The sequence below is a fragment of the Symploca atlantica LB2515 genome (assembly GCF_052546295.1).
This window is the reverse complement of sequence record NZ_JBQWMT010000001.1, coordinates 398,766-416,464: the sequence shown is the minus strand read 5'-3', so window position 1 is coordinate 416,464 and position 17,699 is coordinate 398,766. Positions and strand designations below refer to the sequence as shown.

The window sequence follows — 17,699 nt, the reverse complement described above, 5'->3', positions numbered from 1 at the left end:
CCACTGTGGGCATTAAACGCTCATTACCCCATTTACGACTTAACTGGCTGTCACCTTTACCGTCACCTGCTTCGTCGTCCAGCCTCGACTGGGATCGGCGTAAACTCTTCCAGCTTTTGTTGTCTCACGAGGTTGATTGTCAGCGCCAATAGTCGCTAAGAGTTCTTCTAGCAAGTTGCTTGGCACTTTGAGTCCTCTTGTTGCACTTTTGGGAATTGGTTGGTCGAGAGGCGGTAATTCGAGCCATCGGAAATCCGGTTGCCCGACGGTAGCAAACACTTTATAGATATCTGTTACCTCGTTGTATCCTTCTAGAACATCGAGCATTTTTATTGGAATCAGCTCTTCTTGCTCAGGATCGAACGGTTCAAACCTTGCCCCCTCATTCAATAATTCAAGTTGGTCGATCGCCCAATCGGATTGTAGATTTAGTAAGGTAACATTGAGTACTTGAGAATAGTTATTTCGGATACGTAAAAAAATCCATTCCCCTGCCTTCACGGTCGGATTCATGGGGTCATCAAACGGCTCAGGTGTTGGTCGTCTTCCTGGTTTATAGTTGGTTTGCTTGCCTGCTAATTCAACTACGAGTTTATTCGTTAACGGTGTAAAATTGTCAAGCTCCTCAGTGGCTTTATATTTAGTGAGATGGACTAAGCGCTTCACCACACCTGTAGCTGCATTGCGCTCTCCAACCTTCAGGGGTGGTCGTAAATTGGCAATTGGCGTTCCGGATGCATCCCAAATCTTGTACTCACCTGCTGTGTTAATCGCAACTTGGTAGTCGGCAGCTTCATTCTCAGAAACTAATTTCACCCAGCCATTTCCAGCCAACGCCGTCTCAATTGCTTGCAAGGCTGCATTCTGTTCGATACCTGGAGGCAATTGGCTTTCTGGTTGATAAACTAGACGCACTTTCCGGACAACCTCGACGGGGGCTGACAGGAGTACAGCTTGTGCCGCTTGCTCGATTTCTCCTGCACGAATCGTCTTAACAATCTGGGCCCAAGCATCTGTTGCACCGATTTCTGTGATTTCTGCGATCGCTAATTGCTTCTCTTCCTGCGTGAAATCGGTTGTTCCTGGTGGATAGATAGCCAACTGTGCGCCTTCGCTTAGACCTTGCGCTTGACCTGCATTCAATTGCACACGGACTAGATTTGTTGCTGCATCTACCTGCATCACCGTCACGGCATACTGTAGGGATGCAGAATCGCTGCCAAAGACTAAACGGTTGCCCTCCCCAAAAAGCATGGGCGTTTGTGAAGAAAATTTACTGTGGACTTTGGCGTTGATGCGATCGTAGATTACTCTATATGTCAGGTCTGGACTATAGTTTTTTAGAGAATCCAGCAGCCAATAGGTCAACGCTCCGTTGTTTTCCTTACCGTTGAATGGATACTCGTTAGCGAGTTCGGACGGACGGCAGGCAGCCAACATCACATAGCCCTTAGCTCCTGGCAGGAAACTAATATTTGATTTACCACTACGAGTTGTTTCTTGTGCCAAATCCTGCCAAGTTTTCGCTAAATCCGCAGCCGATGCCACCAAGCTTTCTGTTGGTCGCGGTGTTGTATCAACAGTTTCCCTATCTGCGCCGCGAATAGCAGAGTCACCTGCTCGTGTTGTTCCTCCAGAATGGCAGCTATCCAGTACGACTGTAACAACTAACCCCTTATCCACCATCGTTTGTAGGAGTGCTGCTAACTCAAAATCGCGGAGATATCGCGCTTTCGGGTTGCCAATATTAGTGGGAACGAGCGCCTCATCAATTCCCTTTGTTCCCTTGAGTTCTAGGGAATTTGTCACAGCACGTCCCCCGTGACCAGAGTAGTGAATATACACCTGGTCTTGAGGTTGAGCCCTCTCGGTAAGTTCTTTAAACTTCCCTACAATATTCTCGTAGGTGGGCCACTGCTCTGGTGACTCAGATGGCTCAGAAGATCCGTCTACATTAGAAGCTGTGAGCTTGTAAATCCGTTCTGATGGCAAATTGAACTGGCGCTTTAGGAAAGCCTCTACATCAGTAATATCACGCACACATCCATTAAGGCTCCTATAGGAAGCACCATCAGGTAATTGATTAGGTAGATAGCAATCGATACCGATTAGCAAAGCATAGAAATCATTCATCGGTTAAAACCTGTATCAATACTTTTGATACTTTTTCCCTAGGAATCTACCCCTGAGATAGATTCTGACGAAACCTACAAGTCATGAAGAGCAAATTTCGGATTTTACACAAACTTTTAATGAGCAGATGTCTAGTAAGCAATCAGCTCAGATATGCCATTAAGACAGCCTCTGTGCAATTACCAACTCAGATACGGAAGCTGTATGTCGTCTATTACCAATTTGAATCTGAAGTTACCCCTAGACGGGGATTTCAGCCTCAATTACCGCGATGTACAGAGGCTGTTCCATTTAAAGTCTAAAAATTTTGTTCGTGAACAATATCTGCAAAAATGGGGAAAATTCTTTATTGAGCCTAAATTTTTATCGTTTTTCAGACTTCAAATTAGCACCATCAACAATTTTAGAATAAGGACGAAATAAACTATGCAATTACTACGCAGTGGATTAATTGCTGTTGTAGCCCTAGGGGTAGCAGTCTCTGCTCAAGCGCAACAGGTTTCTGAGGTGCAGGTTAGTGCCATGGTAGACGCTCTGCGCATGGTTGCACCACAGACAGACACGCCAAACGATGGACTTTATAGCCGATGGCAAGTTAAAGGGGACATCATCCCCGATTGGTCTAGACGATGTACTGGAAACGAACTGACACCCACGCAATTTGAGAATAGCCCAGAAACAGCGCGAGCCATTGTATCCTGTATCCTGAAACGTGAGCTACAACAGCAGTTTAGTGCTACCAATAATAATGAGACAGCGTCCGTGAGTCGCGTTGCCTGCTGGTGGCTAACTGGCAATCAAACAGGTTGCGACAGTGGCCCACAGGCTGCCTATGTCCAAAAAGTTCTTGGTTCCTACCAGGAGGCACGCTCAAGGCAATCGGCACCAAGTCCCTCTCCGTCTCCATCGCCGAGTCCATCACCAAGTCCCTCTCCTTCTCCATCGCCGAGTCCATCACCAAGTCCCTCTCCCTAAAGCTGGATACTTTAGCCATACTGAGTAATAAAGATTGAACAGATTAGGGGTATACAACTTGTACACCCCTAGGTTCTTGTTGCTATATCTACTTTTGTTAATCTTTGGTGTGCAACAAGACAAAGAAGCTCGGAGATAACATGGCATTTAAGCTAGAAAAAGTTATTCCTTGGGGACGTTCCCTCAAAGAATATGTGGGAATGTTTGCCCTCACAACTGACAACTTTAAAGTGAAAATTCTCGATTGTGCTGGTGGCCCTGCCAGCTTCAATACCGAGATGACTCGTCAAGGATACCAAGTTATCTCTTGCGATCCAATTTATCAATTTAGAGCTAACGAAATTGCTCAGCGTATTCAAGAAACTTATCAAACAGTGGTAGATGGCGTTAAGGCAAATCGGGAAAACTATAATTGGCAAAATGCTCAATCACCTGAGCAACTAGGGCAAATTAGAATGTTAGCAATGCAGCAGTTTCTAGAAGATTTACCGCTAGGAATTCAACAGGAACGTTATATTAACGGCGAGTTACCAGTGCTGCCATTCCAAAACAGTCAGTTTGAGTTAGCTCTTTGCTCGCACTTTTTGTTTACTTATTCCGATTTACTCTCACAAAAGTTTCACCTTGCCTCAATTTTGGAATTGTGCCGCGTTGCTGATGAGGTGCGTATTTTTCCTTTATTAAACATCTCAGGAGAGCCATCACTACTGTTGCCATGGGTAATGAGCGAATTAGAAGCCCAAAACTATCGCGTGGAGATTAAACAGGTGCCTTATGAGTTTCAAAAGGGTGGTAACCAAATGTTGCGAGTGTGGAAAGATTGACAAGGTTGCAAATATCACTAAGAAAACGTGGTTTTATTGTTACCCCATACCACCGACAGTTTGATAAATTGAAAAATCAAACGTTGTGCGCAGCACGCCCACATATTGGGTATCATTTTCACTATTGTTTCCGGGATTAAATATCACCCAAAAATCAGGAGTTACTGAGATATGATCGTTCACACGCCAGCTATAAAATGCTTCGATGTGATAGGCATTTTCCTGATTTTGGCGAACATCACTCTGGGATAGGTGTGGTGGTATACCAAAGAGAATTCCTGGCAGATTGCCCTCACCTCCTAGATCGGAAAATGATAAGTGCTTCACACCGAGATTTGAAGCAGGAAATTGCAGCAATTGATAATTTGCACCGTCGTAGGGTAGACGGTATCTTAGTAGCCGACTCTCGAATTAATAAACACCATACACAGCAACTAGCCTAAATTGCTGTACCCACAGTTTCTATTAATAGTCAAACTGAAGAGCAACCGGAAATGTTTCACTCAGTGGCAATAGACGACTACTTAGGTGCTAGATTAGCTGTAGAACATCTCATCAGTTTGGGACACACTCGCATTGGTTATTTGGGCGTAGGCGATCGCAGCAAGTCAAACCAGCAGCGTTTAGCAGGATATTGCCTGGCTCTAAGTGCAGTTGCTTTACCACAAATGATTGATTGGGTGGCAATTAATGAGCAAGATAATATCAGAGCTAGTGATGTGAATACTGGTCAAAGAATGGTGTCTAAGTTAGTCTCTACCGGGGTAACAGGCATCGTTTGTTACAACGATATGGTAGCGGTTGGCGCTCTCTTGGCTTGCCATGAATTAGGTATTTCAGTACCGCAAGATTTAAGTATAGTTGGGTTTGATGGTATCGCTCTTTCAGGTTACGTTACACCACCACTGACTACAGTTTGCCAGCCCATGTTAGAAATTGGTCGCTGTGCTATGCAAATGTTACTCGATTTACTAGCAGAAAAAACTGTAGAAGATCGAGTTTTAAAACCTTTCTTGGTGAAGCGAAGTAGTAGTGCAGCATTAAAGGCGGAAGCTGGACACTCCCTGTCTTTTTAGCTATGCATTACTCCGATTTTTCTTAACAATGCGTCAGACTTAAAAGAAGGGGAGGGTTGAGGTGGAGTATTAGCCGGAACAATGCGGCAAAACTCCCCTTCAACTCTCGAAGCGCGAGTCAACCTAACTTAGTGAAGCATTGCTGCGGTCGTAGGTTTTCCGGAAGCTAGGATGTGGTTTGCCTTGGATGTGGTTCCAGTAGTTAACCTTGTCCACTTGCATACCAACTTCAGCGGCGGTTCGACCGAGCATGGATTGCTCACGATTTTTAATCAGACGATGGTGGCGCGTCATTAAAGCGCGAGCTTGTTCTTGAGTAGACATCTTGGAGTTCTCCTGAGAGCTCTCTGAAGTGTGCTTTGAAGGGTTTTACCACCCTTGAGTACAACTTTAGCAAAAAATTCTGTAAAAAATGCTACAAAAGTGCAGAGTTTTACGTAAAGAAATGTAAGGTTGATTAGGTCACCGTTGGGCAGAATGCTGCAAAATCCAATCGAGCAAAACTGGGTTGACTATCTCTGGAGCTTCATCTTGGGGGCAATGACCCAAACCTGCTAAAGGAATAAACTCTTCCACTGTCGGAAAGTTAGCTAACTCCCGCCCCAGTTCAATCGGTTCCCAGGGATCCTCTGTACCCCAGAAAATTGTGGCGGAGCAGGGTAAAATAGGCAGCAGGTCTTCTGGTAGTGGTCCTTGAGAATAGCGGGTGAAAGCAATAAAGACATCCCCTGCCCCGACATCTGCTGCTGGTGCCATCAGCATATCCACCAGTTCGTCTGTTACGGCTTCAGGATGCCGATAGGCTTGCAAAAGGATATTGCGTACTACCTTGGGTTTGGCAAGTTGACCAAAAAACAGCTGACCAATCCAGTTAACACTGAGCAACCCTTGAACTAATGGAGCGCCAAAACTTCGATACCAGGGAAGTTCGGCACGTTTACGGTCATGTAGTAGGCGCAAGGAACAATTGAGTAGAGCAATTCCCAAGGCAATATCAGGATGATCTACTGCGGCTTGCATAGCAGCGATACAACCAATGGAATTACCTATCAAGAAAACTGGACCACCAACGACTTCGCGACAAAAATCAGCAATTTGCTGTCCCCACGTTTCAAAGGTGTAGTCCACCTCAATGCCAGGAGCAGGTTTAGCTGAAGCACCAAAGCCAATCAAATCAATGGCATAACACCGACAGTTTTCTGCCAATACTGGTAAGTTCTTGCGCCAGTGCCCGGAAGATGCACCAAAGCCATGTACCATCACGACTGCTGGTCCTTGATTTCCTTGAGTTTTATAGCCAATGGGGAAACCCCGCCAACTCCAGGTTTTTGTCTCGATGTTAGTGCTGATTGGGGCAGTGGAGGAGGAACTCATAGAGGTAAAAGATACGGTTACAGACCTTTACTCTTTACATTGTGTAATAAAACTAAATATTTTATCCTCCTCGACTCTTGATCAACTTTTTCCTTTGCTGGCGTATCTAAAATTGTATTACGCTTAATTTCTGCAAAGTCTTTGGTGTTTCCTGAATGTTGGCTCAAACATCTACCACTGTCATCCCCTTTCTCGGCCCTGAAATTCGGGCGTCCTACGACGCGTCGCGAGTGGTCATCTTGCCAATTCCCTACGAGGCAACGACCACCTATCGCAAAGGCTGTGAGAATGGTCCCCATGACCTTTTAGAAGCTTCTGTACAACTGGAATATTACGACGAGGAATTGGAGCGAGAAACTTGCTGGAATGCGCAAATTTACACTCACGAAGCTATTGCCGATACCCGTAGCACTCAACCAATTTCCTCGGAAAAGATGCTGCAAGTCACCCGCGAAAAAGTATCGCAGTTGATTAGTGATGACAAGTTTGTAATTGCCCTAGGTGGTGAACATAGCATTACCACCGGCATAGTAGATGCCTATCGTCTTGCCTCCCCAGAATCATTTACCGTGATTCAGATAGACGCCCATGGTGATATGCGTCATGAGTATGAAGGCTCAATTCATAACCATGCTTGTGTGATGCGTCGAGTTATAGAGATGGGTTTGCCAACGCTGCCTATTGGCATCCGCAGTATCTGCCAAGAAGAGGCTGACTTAATTAAAGAAAAATCAATCCCTGTAATTTGGGCGCGGGAGATTGCTCAAGATTCTGATTGGATAGAACGGGCGATATCGAGAATCTCTACGAAAAAAGTGTTTATTACCGTCGATTTAGACGGAATTGACCCGGCTTTGATTCCAGGGGTAGGGACGCCAGAACCTGGTGGCTTGAACTGGTATGCTCTGACTGCGTTTTTGAGACGAATTTTTGAAACTCATCAAGTTCTTGGCTGCGATGTTATGGAACTAGCACCAGTAGCTGATTCTGTAGTTTCTCAATTTACCGCTGCCAAACTCGTCTATAAGTTAATTGGCTATCAAAGTCTGGCTAGAGGCTGGTAAGGACAACTAGAAGAATTCTCCATTACCTCCGATCCATAATACATAATGGGTTCTGGTGGTGAGAATTTTTGTTGATACAAACTAAGCCCTATAACTCTAATGGAACAGATTGGTACTCCCGTTGGCAGTTATGCTCCGGATTTTGAACTACCGGGAGTTGATGATCAAGTCCACCACCTCTCCCGCTACTTGGAACAGTCAAGGGCGGTAGGGGTAATTTTTATCTGCAACAACTGTCCCCAGGTTTTGTCCTATCTGGAAAGACTCAAACAACTTCAAGCCCAGTTTCAGAACCAAGGATTTACCCTGATTGGTATTAACGCCAATGATGTCAGACAACATCCAGAAGAGGGATTTTTAAACATGAAAAAGTTTGCCCAGGAAAGGAATCTTAATTTTCTTTATCTTTGGGATTCAACTCAAGATGTAGCTCGGAGTTTTGGTGTAAAGAAAACCCCAGAGGCATTTCTCATTGATGAAATGGGGATCGTTCGCTACAGAGGTCTAATTGATGATAATGCCCAAAATCCCCAAGCTGTAAGGCTGCCTTATTTACAAAACGCGATTAGGGCCCGACTAGTAGGGCAAGATGTTTTCCCACCAGCAACGGAGGTAGTTGGCAGTTCTCTTGAATGGCGAAATTAACCAGTGGAGAGTTGACGAGAAGCCAGGGAACTTAATAAAAGAAAATTTTTCTGTAGACTGCTTGTGTGACTATCTGTAATCTAGGCATTTGTGCTAACCTGACTCTTAGGAATTGCTCCCAAGCAGCAAATTGTCTTTGAGCTATAAGAGAAACACAAAAGTTTTGTCAATAGAGACATATAAGTTTTTGTGCTGTTATCTTATGGGGGAGGTAATTTGAGAAAAAAGAAGTCGTGGCATGGGGATGAAATACCGGAGGGTTTTACTAAAGCTGAGCGGTGAAGCCTTGATGGGCGAACAGGGCTACGGCATTGATCCAGAAGTAGTGCAGGAAATTGCCTCTGAAGTAGCAGAGGTAGTGAGCGGTGGCGTTCAAATGGCAATTGTTGTCGGTGGCGGCAATATTTTTCGCGGTCTCAAAGCCTCAGCGGCGGGAATGGATCGTGCAACGGCTGATTACATTGGCATGATTGCTACTGTGATGAATGCTCTGACTTTGCAAGATGCCCTCGAACAAATTGGGATACCGACACGAGTGCAAACAGCAATTGCTATGCAAGAAGTGGCAGAACCCTATATCCGGCGTCGTGCTATCCGTCATCTGGAAAAAGGACGGGTAGTGATTTTCGGTGCAGGTTCGGGAAATCCTTTCTTCACCACTGACACTACCGCTGCACTAAGAGCAGCGGAAATCGATGCTGAGGTAATTTTTAAGGCTACTAAAGTTGATGGGATTTATGACTCTGATCCCCATCTCAATCCTAATGCCCGTCGCTATCAAACGCTTACTTACGGACACGTCCTCGCTCACGATTTACGGGTGATGGATGGTACCGCGATCGCACTATGTAAAGAGAATAATATCCCGATTATGGTATTTGATCTTACAGTGCCCAGCAACATCCACCAGGCTGTTAAGGGAGAACCTGTAGGAACAATTGTGGGAGGTTTTTGTGAAGTTACCTGATGCCGAAAGCAGTATGAAGAAAGCAGTTGAGGCAACTCAACGGGCTTTTAATACCATTCGCACGGGACGTGCCAGTGTTAGTCTACTCGACCGGGTGATGGTTGAATACTATGGTACTCCAACACCCCTAAAGTCTCTGGCTAGTATCAACACGCCGGATGCCAGTACGATTAGTATTCAACCTTATGACAGAAACACCTTGAACATTATCGAGAAAGCAATTTCTTTGTCAGATATTGGCTTAACTCCCAACAATGATGGAGAAGTTGTACGGTTGAATATTCCCTCTCTGACTAGTGAAAGACGGCAAGAATTTGTGAAAATGGCAGGAAAGTTTGCTGAAGAAGGTAGAGTTTCCATTCGCAATGCTCGCCGCGACGCTATCGACTTTGTTCGTAAACAGGAAAAAAATAGCGAAGTTTCTGAAGATGAATCGCGAGATATTCAGGACAACGCCCAAAAATTGACCGATAAGTACATTGCCAAAATCGATCAATTGCTAACTGAGAAAGAAAAAGATATAACTACCGTCTAAAAACAACAGTATAACTGTAAATTTCGGCTCAGTTTAGCACAGAAGGTAAGGGTCGCCCTAGATAGCCAACTATTACCCAGTGAGGTTTACCCTTCACTAGCAAGGTAAAATACGGCTGATCACAGGCGTCCCCCCATACTCCTACAAAAAAATATTCAATTGCTTCTTTATTATTGTTTATTTCAGATTAATAGCTGAGGACATCTAACGGGTGACCACAAAAAAAAATCCGGATATAATGCGGAAGCTAGGAAAAAACTAGAAGCAGTATTAAAAGGTATCAAGGCTGGCGATTTGCTGCCGAAAGACCAGCGAAAACGCTGCTTTTTTTTAACTGATTACAGAGAGGAACTGCTTAATTTTACCAGTTAGTGTATTTTACCATCCAATCTATTAACCGGTGATAGTCCTCTCAAAAAATTTTAGCTTCACCGGTCAGCTCTAATCCCTAATTTATTGAACCGTATTCAGGAGTAAAACATAAGCATTATGTTTGACTGCGTAATTGTCGGTGCCGGCCCTGCTGGCGGAACTGCAGCATATCATCTTGCCAAACGAGGGCACTCGGTTATGGTTCTGGAAAAAGAATCATTACCTCGGTACAAGCCCTGTAGCGGCGCGGTTTCGCCACAAGTACAAAAGTGGTTTGATTTTGACTTTTCACCCGTTATTTCTCTAAAAGCTGAAACAGTTCGTTATACCTGGAATCTGGAAGATCCAGTAGAAGTCAAACTGGAGACAAAAGAACCAGTATGGATGGTGCAGCGAGATGTTTTTGACCACTTTTTGATTGAGCAAGCACAAAAACAGGGAGCTGAAATCCAAGACCAAACTGCAGTTACTGGCGTTGAGTGGAAAGGCAGTCACTGGCAAGTAAATACAGCTAACGGGCCAGTTGAAGGTCGCTACCTGATTGCTGCTGACGGTGCCAAAGGACCGATGGCAAAATGGCTAGGTTTCAAGGAACGTAAGCAACGTTTGGCAGCATCCCTAGAAGCTCAAAACCTAGCATCGGCTAACAGCACACAGATCCAGTTTGACTTTGGTCAGGTCAAAAACGGTTACATCTGGAAGATTCCTAAAGCCGGTGGCTACTCAATTGGCATTGGCACATTGCGGGGCGGTGACCAGAAAAACTTGCAACAGTTGGCAGCAGATTATGCCAAGAAGTCTGGCATTGACCTCAAAAATTGTCAGCAGTACGAACATGCTTTGTGTGTCTGGGAAGGTAACCAAAAGCTACATGGGCAAAACGCCCTCTTAGCAGGAGAAGCCGCATCTGTTGTAGATCCCATGACCGCCGAAGGGATTCGTCCCTCGATGCTGAGTGGCCTGAAGGCAGCGGAGGCAATTGATGGCGCTTTGGCTGGTCAAGGAGATGCCCTAGAAAAATATACCCAGTTCATGAATGAAGAATGGGGCTCTGATATGGGGTGGGCTGGTAAGTTAGCTGGCACTTTCTACCGCTTTCCTAAAATTGGCTACAAAGTGGGTATTAAGAAGCCTCAGGCTACCGAACTTATGCTCAAGATTTTATGCGGAGAACTACGTTACTCAGAAGTAGTCAACCGTGCCCTTAAGCGCCTGGGTGGTGGTCTAATTCCAGGAATGGGTGGTTAACAACAACAACATCCAACTTGAGAATAAATACCAAAGCACTACCAAAGAAGAGTAATATCGAATCTTGATGCACCGCTATCTAAATTAAAGTCCTTTGGCATGATTAACAGCTAAATCAGCCTTGGCAGACAAATTCGGTGCAACAGGAATCGATATCAAGCTTAAGCAAAATGTTTGACTGTATAGTCGTCGGTGCTGGTCCTGCTGGTGGAACTGCCGCCTATCACCTTGCCAAACGGGGACACTCTGTTCTGATTGTAGAAAAAGAGTCCTTGCCTCGATATAAGCCCTGTGGTGGCGGTGTTTCACCAATAGTACAAGAGTGGTTTGATTTTGACTTTTCACCAGCCATATCTGTAAAAGCAACCAAGATTCGCTATACCTGGTATCTAGAAGATCCGGTAGAAGTGAAACTGGATAGAAAAGAATCAGTATGGATGGTAAAGCGAGACGTTTTCGACCATTTTTTAGTCCAGCAAGCAGAAAAACAAGGTGCCGAACTCCGAGATCAGACGGCAGTGACTGGTATTGAATTTAAAAGCGATCGCTGGCAGGTCAACACGATCAAAGGCACGGTCGAAGGTCGCTATTTAGTGGCTGCTGATGGTGCTAAAGGACCAATGGTCAAGTGGCTCGGCTTTAAGCAACGCAAAAGACGCATGGCAGGAGCTCTTGAATCAGAAGCATCAGTACTAACTTCTGGTGAGCCGATTATTTACCTTGACTTTGGTCAAGTCAAAAATGGCTATATCTGGAATTTTCCCAAGGCAGAAGGTTACTCAATTGGCGTCGGGACATTCCGGGGCGGTGGTACTCAAGACCTCAAAAGTATGGTGACTGAATATGCTCATCAGTTCGATGTAGATCTTAATAGCTGTCAGCAGTATGGTCATGCTTTGTGTTTATGGGATGGTAGTCAAAAGCTGCACGCGCAAAATGCGTTACTAGCGGGGGAAGCTGCTTGTATCGTTGATCCATTTACAGCCGAGGGGATTCGCCCTTCGATGTTTAGTGGTTTGAAAGCTGCTGAAGCAATTGACCGTGCTTTGGCTGGCGAAGATAACGCACTAGAAAAATATACACAGGTGATCAACGAAGATTGGGGTTCTGAGATGGGGTGGGCTAGTAAGTTAGCTGGTACTTTCTACCGCTTTCCCAAAGCTGGTTATCAACTTGGTATAAAGCAACCTAGTGCGACTCAGAGCATGCTGAAGATTATGTGCGGGGAATTACGTTACTCAGAAGTAGTCAACCGTGTCCTCCAGCGCTTAAGTAGTAGCCTCATTTCCGGGATAAGTGTCCAAGTTCGATGAGCTTGCTCACACTTCGGTTACCAAAACTGTTACCAGCCTCAAGTCACTAGTCTATTGCCTCTAGAATCCAATTTTAGCTAAGACTCCTCATGCTCAATGCCGTGGAACGTTCTGTTCCACGGTTTTTTATTGGATTTGAGAAAAGAAAATAGTCAATTGTTGCTGTCCGGGCAAATGGTTAATCGAAAATTGAATCTCAGCGCCCAAGAGCGGTCTTTCCTCCTCTACCCTTTCAGAAGAGGGTGATGTTGCTTCCCCTCAGGCTGGAGGGAAGCTGGCTGTCAACTCCACTGGCAAAAGTTCTAGTTGGTATCGATAGAGGGCGACTGGTTTGTCCACAGCTTGGAAATAATCTGCATCCTGGGGTGAAAGGTAAACTGCGGTGACCTGGTCAGCCTCGATTGCTAAACTAGGTGAGCGGCGTAGTCGATATGCTGTTGTTGTTTCTACCTGGTTGAAGTAAGGTTGGGGTGTCCCACGAAAGATTTGATGGGTAACTTCTGTAGCAATAAATTGATCAGAACTCAGTGTCTCGCTGGCTCGACCAGTAACTACCGAGATCAGTTGACGACCTTTACGCAATAGTGTGATTTGACGATTTGGTGAATTAGGGTCTACCTTGACAGCTCTAATTAAGCGATCGCCCAAATAGGCTTTGGCAATATTCAAGCCGTTGAATGCCCGATCTGCCACGACTCCAGTGAGATTAATGTTAGCCACATTTGGAGTTATTACTTGAGACTCTCCACAAGAGCTATCTTCACAAAATTGTGAGTTTTGAGTCTTGATGGGAAGAAACTGACCGCTAATAGCTATTTGTTGAGAATGACCAGATGGTGCAATTGGTTGGCTGACGGCTTGAAAGCGTACTGTGAAACTAACCCCTTGATTAAGGTAGCGGCGATTGCTTTCAAAACCTGGCGTAACAATCTCCGGAGCTAAAGGCGCTACTTGAGCAACCAAAGTACTAGTAACTTTCCAAGTGCCTGCCATCCAGTCAGGATAAATCAAATCACCTTCAGCCGAGCCAACTAGTGGTTTACTCTCCCATAGAGGAAACTGTGCTAAACGATCAGCCAACTGCCCGGCTTGTGCTTCCCCTCCGCAGAACAATAAAACTATAACTAGGCAAAATCCCCAAATTTCTCTCACTTTTCGCCACAAGTTAGTCAAAAACATGACTATTTTACTAAGCTCACAAAAACAAAAGATAGTATCAAGCTGCATTTAATCTCCAAGAAAAGAACAAATATCTATAATCAGACTAAACTTGGGGAAATAATGACGGTTTGCCCTCACTAGTATTCTTCGGTGCACTATCAGTGAGAGCAAGACACTGCCGTTCATTGAGACGCTCCGCATCTATCGCTTCAGGGATTTGCCAGATGAAACTAGCTGTGAGGGTAATCAGTCAGTCGATAGCTGCTCTCTATTTTTCTACAGGGTTCCTTGGTCTGAGACAAGTTCAAGCAGAGGAAATCACTCCAGCCGCTGACGGCACTGGCACTACAGTGTCGGCTGAAGGCAATCTTTTTGAGATCAGCGGCGGCAGTCTTTCTGCTGATGGGAGCAACCTCTTTCACAGCTTTAGTGAATTTGGTCTCAGTCCAGACCAAATTGCTAACTTTCTGTCACAACCAGCCATCCAAAACATTCTAGGTAGAGTCACCGGTGGGAATGCCTCCTTAATTGATGGTCTAATTCAAGTTACAGGAGGCAACTCTAATCTGTTCTTAATGAATCCGGCTGGTATCGTTTTTGGCCCTCATGTTCAGTTAAATGTACCAGCTTCTTTCTCCGCTACAACCGCGACTGGTATTGGTTTTGGTAATGATCAGTGGTTCAGTGCTTTTGGTAAGGACAATTACTCAATCTTAATGGGTACACCAAGTACTTTTGCCTTTGGCACACCTGGAACGCCAGGAGCAATTATCAACATGGGTCAACTGGCAGTAGCTCCAGAACAGAGTTTAACCTTACTAGGTGGCACGGTAATTAGCGTCGGTAATCTGGAAGCACCAGCAGGAAGCGTTACTGTGACCACTGTACCAGGGAAAAGTTTGGTTAATATTAGCCTGGCAGGACACCTGCTTAGTCTGGAAGTTCAGCCTCCTCAGACTACTTTGACTCCTCTGTCTTTGCCTCAGCTTTTGACCGGAAGTAGCACAGAGCATGCTACGGCAGTCAGTCTAAATTCAGATGGTAGCGTGCAACTGACGGGTTCGGGTTTTTCTGTGGAGTCCGGTGATCTAATAGCGAAGAATGTCAAAGCGCAAACGGCTAGCCTGAGTGCATTCCATAATCTGACTTTAGTAGAGAGCCAGCTAAGTACAACCGGAGACTTAAACCTGCTAGCGCAGCAGGGGATTTTGGTCAGAGATAGTACAGAGGCTCCTTTTCTGGCTCAGGCAGGAGGTAATCTTTATCTCCAGGGCAATCATCACCTTGATATCCAAGCGCTCAACTATTCCCGAACACCTTTTCAAAGTGGGGGTAAGTTAAGTTTAGTCAGCGATGGTGATGTCTCTTTGGATGCTCATTTTGCTAGTGGCGGTGGTTTCTCGCTGCTTAATTTATCAAATGCTCCCACCAACTTTGCTAGCCTTTATGACCCGATTATCAGCGCTAAGGGAAATGTTGAGTTTGGCGATTACACTGGTGTTGCCCTTAAGGTCGAGGCTACAGGTAGTATTCAAGGAGGGAATATTAACATTATTGGATCAGACACTGACACCTCTATTCCTGCTACAGATCCCCACTTTCAGGAGTTAACAGAAAGCCGAAGTCTGATTTTACAAGCAGGGAAAAATACACTGGATAATCCTGTTAATGTTCCTCAATTTGGTGTAGGAGGAGATTTTACTACAACCGTTGCACCCTCTGTACCTGCCAGTATTGTTACGGGAAATATTGACGTGAGTTCTGCTGCTGCTGGTATCGATCCCATAACCTCTAGTAATGCTGGTTCTGTAATTTTGGAAGCGACCGGGAACATTACTACTGGCAGCATAATTACTACAGATGTGGGTAGTGCTAATTCTGGTTCTGTAAACTTGTACACCACAGCAGGCAACATCTCTACTGGTACTATCAATACTAGCGAGTCTAGCGATGGCAATGCTGGTGATGTAACCTTGTCAGCTCCAGGTACTCTTACCGTTAATGGCGATATCATCACGACGGATCGAGGCCTTGGTGATGCTGGTGATGTAACTTTTTCAGCTCCTTTGGAGAGCGGTAGCAACCAAACCACAATAGATACTAGGGATTTTGGACCAGGTGATGACAGCCTCAACGATGGCATAGTTACTGACACTCCGGAGCCACCACCTTCAGAAACTCCAGAAATACTACCTCCGAGTGTTCCTGAATCATCGCCTCTGAAAGCTCCAGTACTGCCACCGCTTTCAGAAACTCCAGAAACACCGCCTCTAGAGAACCCAGAGCTGCCAACTTCAGAAACTCCAGAAACACCGCTTCCAGAGAACCCAGAGCTGCCAACTTCAGAAACTCCAGAAACACCGCCTCTAGAGAACCCAGAGCTCCCAATCTCAGAAACTCCAGAAACACCGCCTCTAGAGAACCCAGAGCTCCCAACTTCAGAAACTCCAGAAACACTATCCTTAGAAGCTCCCAAACCGCCACTTTCTGAAATTCCTGATACTTCTTATCCTGAAAACCCAGAAATTAGCAACCTACTGATACAACAGCCCCGATTACTGCTAACACCGGTCGATCAACAGCCGATTGAGACCGCTGACTATACAAGGGTGCCAGTTTTAGCTGGCAGTGACCCAGTATATTTCCTGGAAGAAGCCTTTACCAAGGAATTCGAGAATCATTTCCAGCGACCATTCAAGGCAAAAATCAATACTTACAATGATGTCCGTAATTGGATTAGGCAACTTGATCAGGCTACAGGGATTAAGACAGGAGTAATTTATGCCAGTTTTACGCCGATGTCTGCTGGAGTTGCAGAAACTGAATGTGATCAAGCATCACCGCCATCATCGCCTTCCACAGAGAGAGATCTACGCTTTGGTTGGCGACGCTCTGAGATGCCAACGCAACAGGAAGGCTGTTCAACTCAAAACAGCGAGCAGCTAGAACTGGTAATGGTTACAGCCCAAGGAGAGCCGATGCGCTGGCGAGTTACTGGGGCTAGTCGTGACACAGTTTTAGCAACAATTCAAGAATTTCAGCAGGCATTAACCAATCCCCGGAAAACTAACGCGACTAACTATCTGAGCTGGGCAAAACAACTTTACCAGTGGCTTGTGGCACCATTGGCAACGAGTTTAGAGTCCTATGAAATTCAGAGTCTGGTTTTTTCCATGGATGAAGGTCTGCGTTCTCTACCAGTGGCGGCTCTCCATGATGGGCAAAAATTTCTGGTGGAGAGGTATAGCGTTAGCCTAGTGCCTAGTTTGAGCCTGACTAATTCTCGTTATCGAGATTTAAGGCCACTCCAGGTTCTGGCTATGGGTATGTCGGAATTTACAGATCAAGCTCCTTTGCCAGGAGTGCAGACAGAATTAGATCTAATTACTGAGAAAGTTTGGCACGGTCAATCTTTCCTCAACGAGAAATTCACACTGAAAAATTTTCAGGATCAGCGCCATCAAGGCAGATTTGGTATTGTTCACCTAGCAACCCATGCAGAGTTCCAGCCTGGAAATCCCCATAATTCCTACATTCAGTTATGGGATCGCAAGCTACGGCTTGATGAGTTCAACGAGCTACAACTGTCTGACCCACCAGTGGAGTTGTTGGTACTAAGTGCTTGTAGAACTGCTCTGGGAGATCGGGAAGCCGAGTTAGGTTTTGCTGGTTCGGCATTACTGGCGGGGGTGGACTCTACTCTCGCAACGCTGTGGCATGTTAGTGATCAAGGTGCTTTGGGTCTAACGACGGAGTTTTACTCTCAGTTGAGTCAGGGAGCCAGCAAAGTCGAGGCCTTGCGACAAGCACAGTTAGCGATGATCAAAGGTCTAGTACGCATCGAAAATAATCATCTATATAGCTCTACTAAGAGTGTTTGGTTACCACCAGAATTTTCAACATCTGTCAACCAAAGCTTATCTCATCCCTACTACTGGGCGGCTTTTACCCTAATTGGTGAGCCTTTTTAAATATTATTGAAAACCTTAAAATTGCCTTTTGCCTTAACATT

Annotated in this window: 16 protein-coding genes; 11 read left to right on the top strand and 5 right to left on the bottom strand. The window is 45.3% G+C overall.

Translation table 11 applies throughout. The features are described 5' to 3' along the window. Positions 1–39 precede the first annotated feature (39 nt). A complete protein-coding gene (locus ACT7WV_RS01790; protein ID WP_445101251.1) occupies positions 40–2,133 on the bottom strand; it encodes a caspase family protein in 2,094 nt (697 codons plus the stop codon). Between the two features lie 426 nt (positions 2,134–2,559). Here ACT7WV_RS01790 and ACT7WV_RS01785 point away from each other — a divergent pair, with 426 nt between their 5' ends. Then, entirely contained in the window at positions 2,560–3,108 is a 549-nt protein-coding gene (locus tag ACT7WV_RS01785; RefSeq protein ID WP_445101250.1) for a hypothetical protein, read from the top strand. Between the two features lie 140 nt (positions 3,109–3,248). Continuing rightward, positions 3,249–3,932 carry an SAM-dependent methyltransferase gene (locus ACT7WV_RS01780; protein ID WP_445101249.1) on the top strand — a complete coding sequence of 228 codons (684 nt, stop codon included), beginning with the start codon at positions 3,249–3,251 and terminating at the stop codon, positions 3,930–3,932. 39 nt (positions 3,933–3,971) lie between these two features. Here the strand turns inward: ACT7WV_RS01780 and ACT7WV_RS01775 are convergent, their stop codons facing one another. Further along, positions 3,972–4,259, bottom strand: coding sequence for an iron uptake porin (locus ACT7WV_RS01775; protein ID WP_445101248.1), 288 nt, complete (start codon positions 4,257–4,259; stop codon positions 3,972–3,974). Between ACT7WV_RS01775 and ACT7WV_RS01770 the strand changes: the two genes are divergently transcribed. Both ACT7WV_RS01770 and ACT7WV_RS01765 read left to right on the top strand, forming a co-directional pair. Further along, complete coding sequence (locus ACT7WV_RS01770; protein WP_445101247.1) at positions 4,244–4,375, top strand: hypothetical protein; 132 nt, start codon at positions 4,244–4,246, stop codon at positions 4,373–4,375. The two genes, ACT7WV_RS01775 and ACT7WV_RS01770, sit on opposite strands and share 16 nt — an antisense overlap. A 51-nt stretch (positions 4,376–4,426) precedes the next feature. Further along, positions 4,427–5,008 (top strand): substrate-binding domain-containing protein, encoded by a 582-nt coding sequence (locus ACT7WV_RS01765; RefSeq protein WP_445101246.1) that lies wholly within the window; start codon positions 4,427–4,429, stop codon positions 5,006–5,008. Positions 5,009–5,131: 123 nt separating this feature from the next. Here the strand turns inward: ACT7WV_RS01765 and gifA are convergent, their stop codons facing one another. Together gifA and ACT7WV_RS01755 are read right to left on the bottom strand one after the other, a co-directional pair. Next, on the bottom strand, positions 5,132–5,332 hold the full coding sequence (gifA, locus tag ACT7WV_RS01760) for a glutamine synthetase inactivation factor IF7A (RefSeq protein ID WP_445101245.1): 201 nt from the start codon (positions 5,330–5,332) through the stop codon (positions 5,132–5,134). A gap of 138 nt (positions 5,333–5,470) precedes the next feature. Beyond that, positions 5,471–6,382 carry an alpha/beta fold hydrolase gene (locus ACT7WV_RS01755; protein WP_445101244.1) on the bottom strand — a complete coding sequence of 304 codons (912 nt, stop codon included), beginning with the start codon at positions 6,380–6,382 and terminating at the stop codon, positions 5,471–5,473. 155 nt (positions 6,383–6,537) lie between these two features. Here ACT7WV_RS01755 and speB point away from each other — a divergent pair, with 155 nt between their 5' ends. From speB to ACT7WV_RS01725, 6 genes are all read left to right on the top strand, one after another. Beyond that, positions 6,538–7,446: an agmatinase gene (gene speB, locus ACT7WV_RS01750; protein WP_445101243.1), complete on the top strand. Its 909-nt coding sequence runs from the start codon at positions 6,538–6,540 to the stop codon at positions 7,444–7,446. A 99-nt stretch (positions 7,447–7,545) separates the two neighbouring features. Continuing rightward, the gene (locus ACT7WV_RS01745; RefSeq protein ID WP_445101242.1) at positions 7,546–8,091 is read left to right on the top strand and encodes a thioredoxin family protein; all 546 of its coding nucleotides are present in this window, start codon (positions 7,546–7,548) and stop codon (positions 8,089–8,091) included. 238 nt (positions 8,092–8,329) lie between these two features. Next, positions 8,330–9,058, top strand: a complete 729-nt coding sequence (gene pyrH, locus ACT7WV_RS01740; RefSeq protein ID WP_445101241.1) for a UMP kinase — start codon at positions 8,330–8,332, stop codon at positions 9,056–9,058. Then, entirely contained in the window at positions 9,045–9,593 is a 549-nt protein-coding gene (gene frr, locus ACT7WV_RS01735) for a ribosome recycling factor (protein ID WP_445101240.1), read from the top strand. Before pyrH ends, frr begins: the two co-directional genes overlap by 14 nt. A gap of 489 nt (positions 9,594–10,082) precedes the next feature. After that, complete coding sequence (locus ACT7WV_RS01730; protein WP_445101239.1) at positions 10,083–11,213, top strand: geranylgeranyl reductase family protein; 1,131 nt, start codon at positions 10,083–10,085, stop codon at positions 11,211–11,213. 170 nt (positions 11,214–11,383) lie between these two features. Continuing rightward, positions 11,384–12,526 (top strand): geranylgeranyl reductase family protein, encoded by a 1,143-nt coding sequence (locus tag ACT7WV_RS01725; protein ID WP_445101238.1) that lies wholly within the window; start codon positions 11,384–11,386, stop codon positions 12,524–12,526. Between the two features lie 258 nt (positions 12,527–12,784). On the opposite strand, the gene ACT7WV_RS01720 is transcribed toward ACT7WV_RS01725, so the two are convergent. Next, entirely contained in the window at positions 12,785–13,705 is a 921-nt protein-coding gene (locus ACT7WV_RS01720; RefSeq protein ID WP_445101237.1) for a DUF6816 family protein, read from the bottom strand. 206 nt (positions 13,706–13,911) lie between these two features. On the opposite strand from ACT7WV_RS01720, the gene ACT7WV_RS01715 reads away from it, so the two are divergent. After that, complete coding sequence (locus tag ACT7WV_RS01715; protein ID WP_445101236.1) at positions 13,912–17,658, top strand: CHAT domain-containing protein; 3,747 nt, start codon at positions 13,912–13,914, stop codon at positions 17,656–17,658. Positions 17,659–17,699 lie beyond the last annotated feature (41 nt).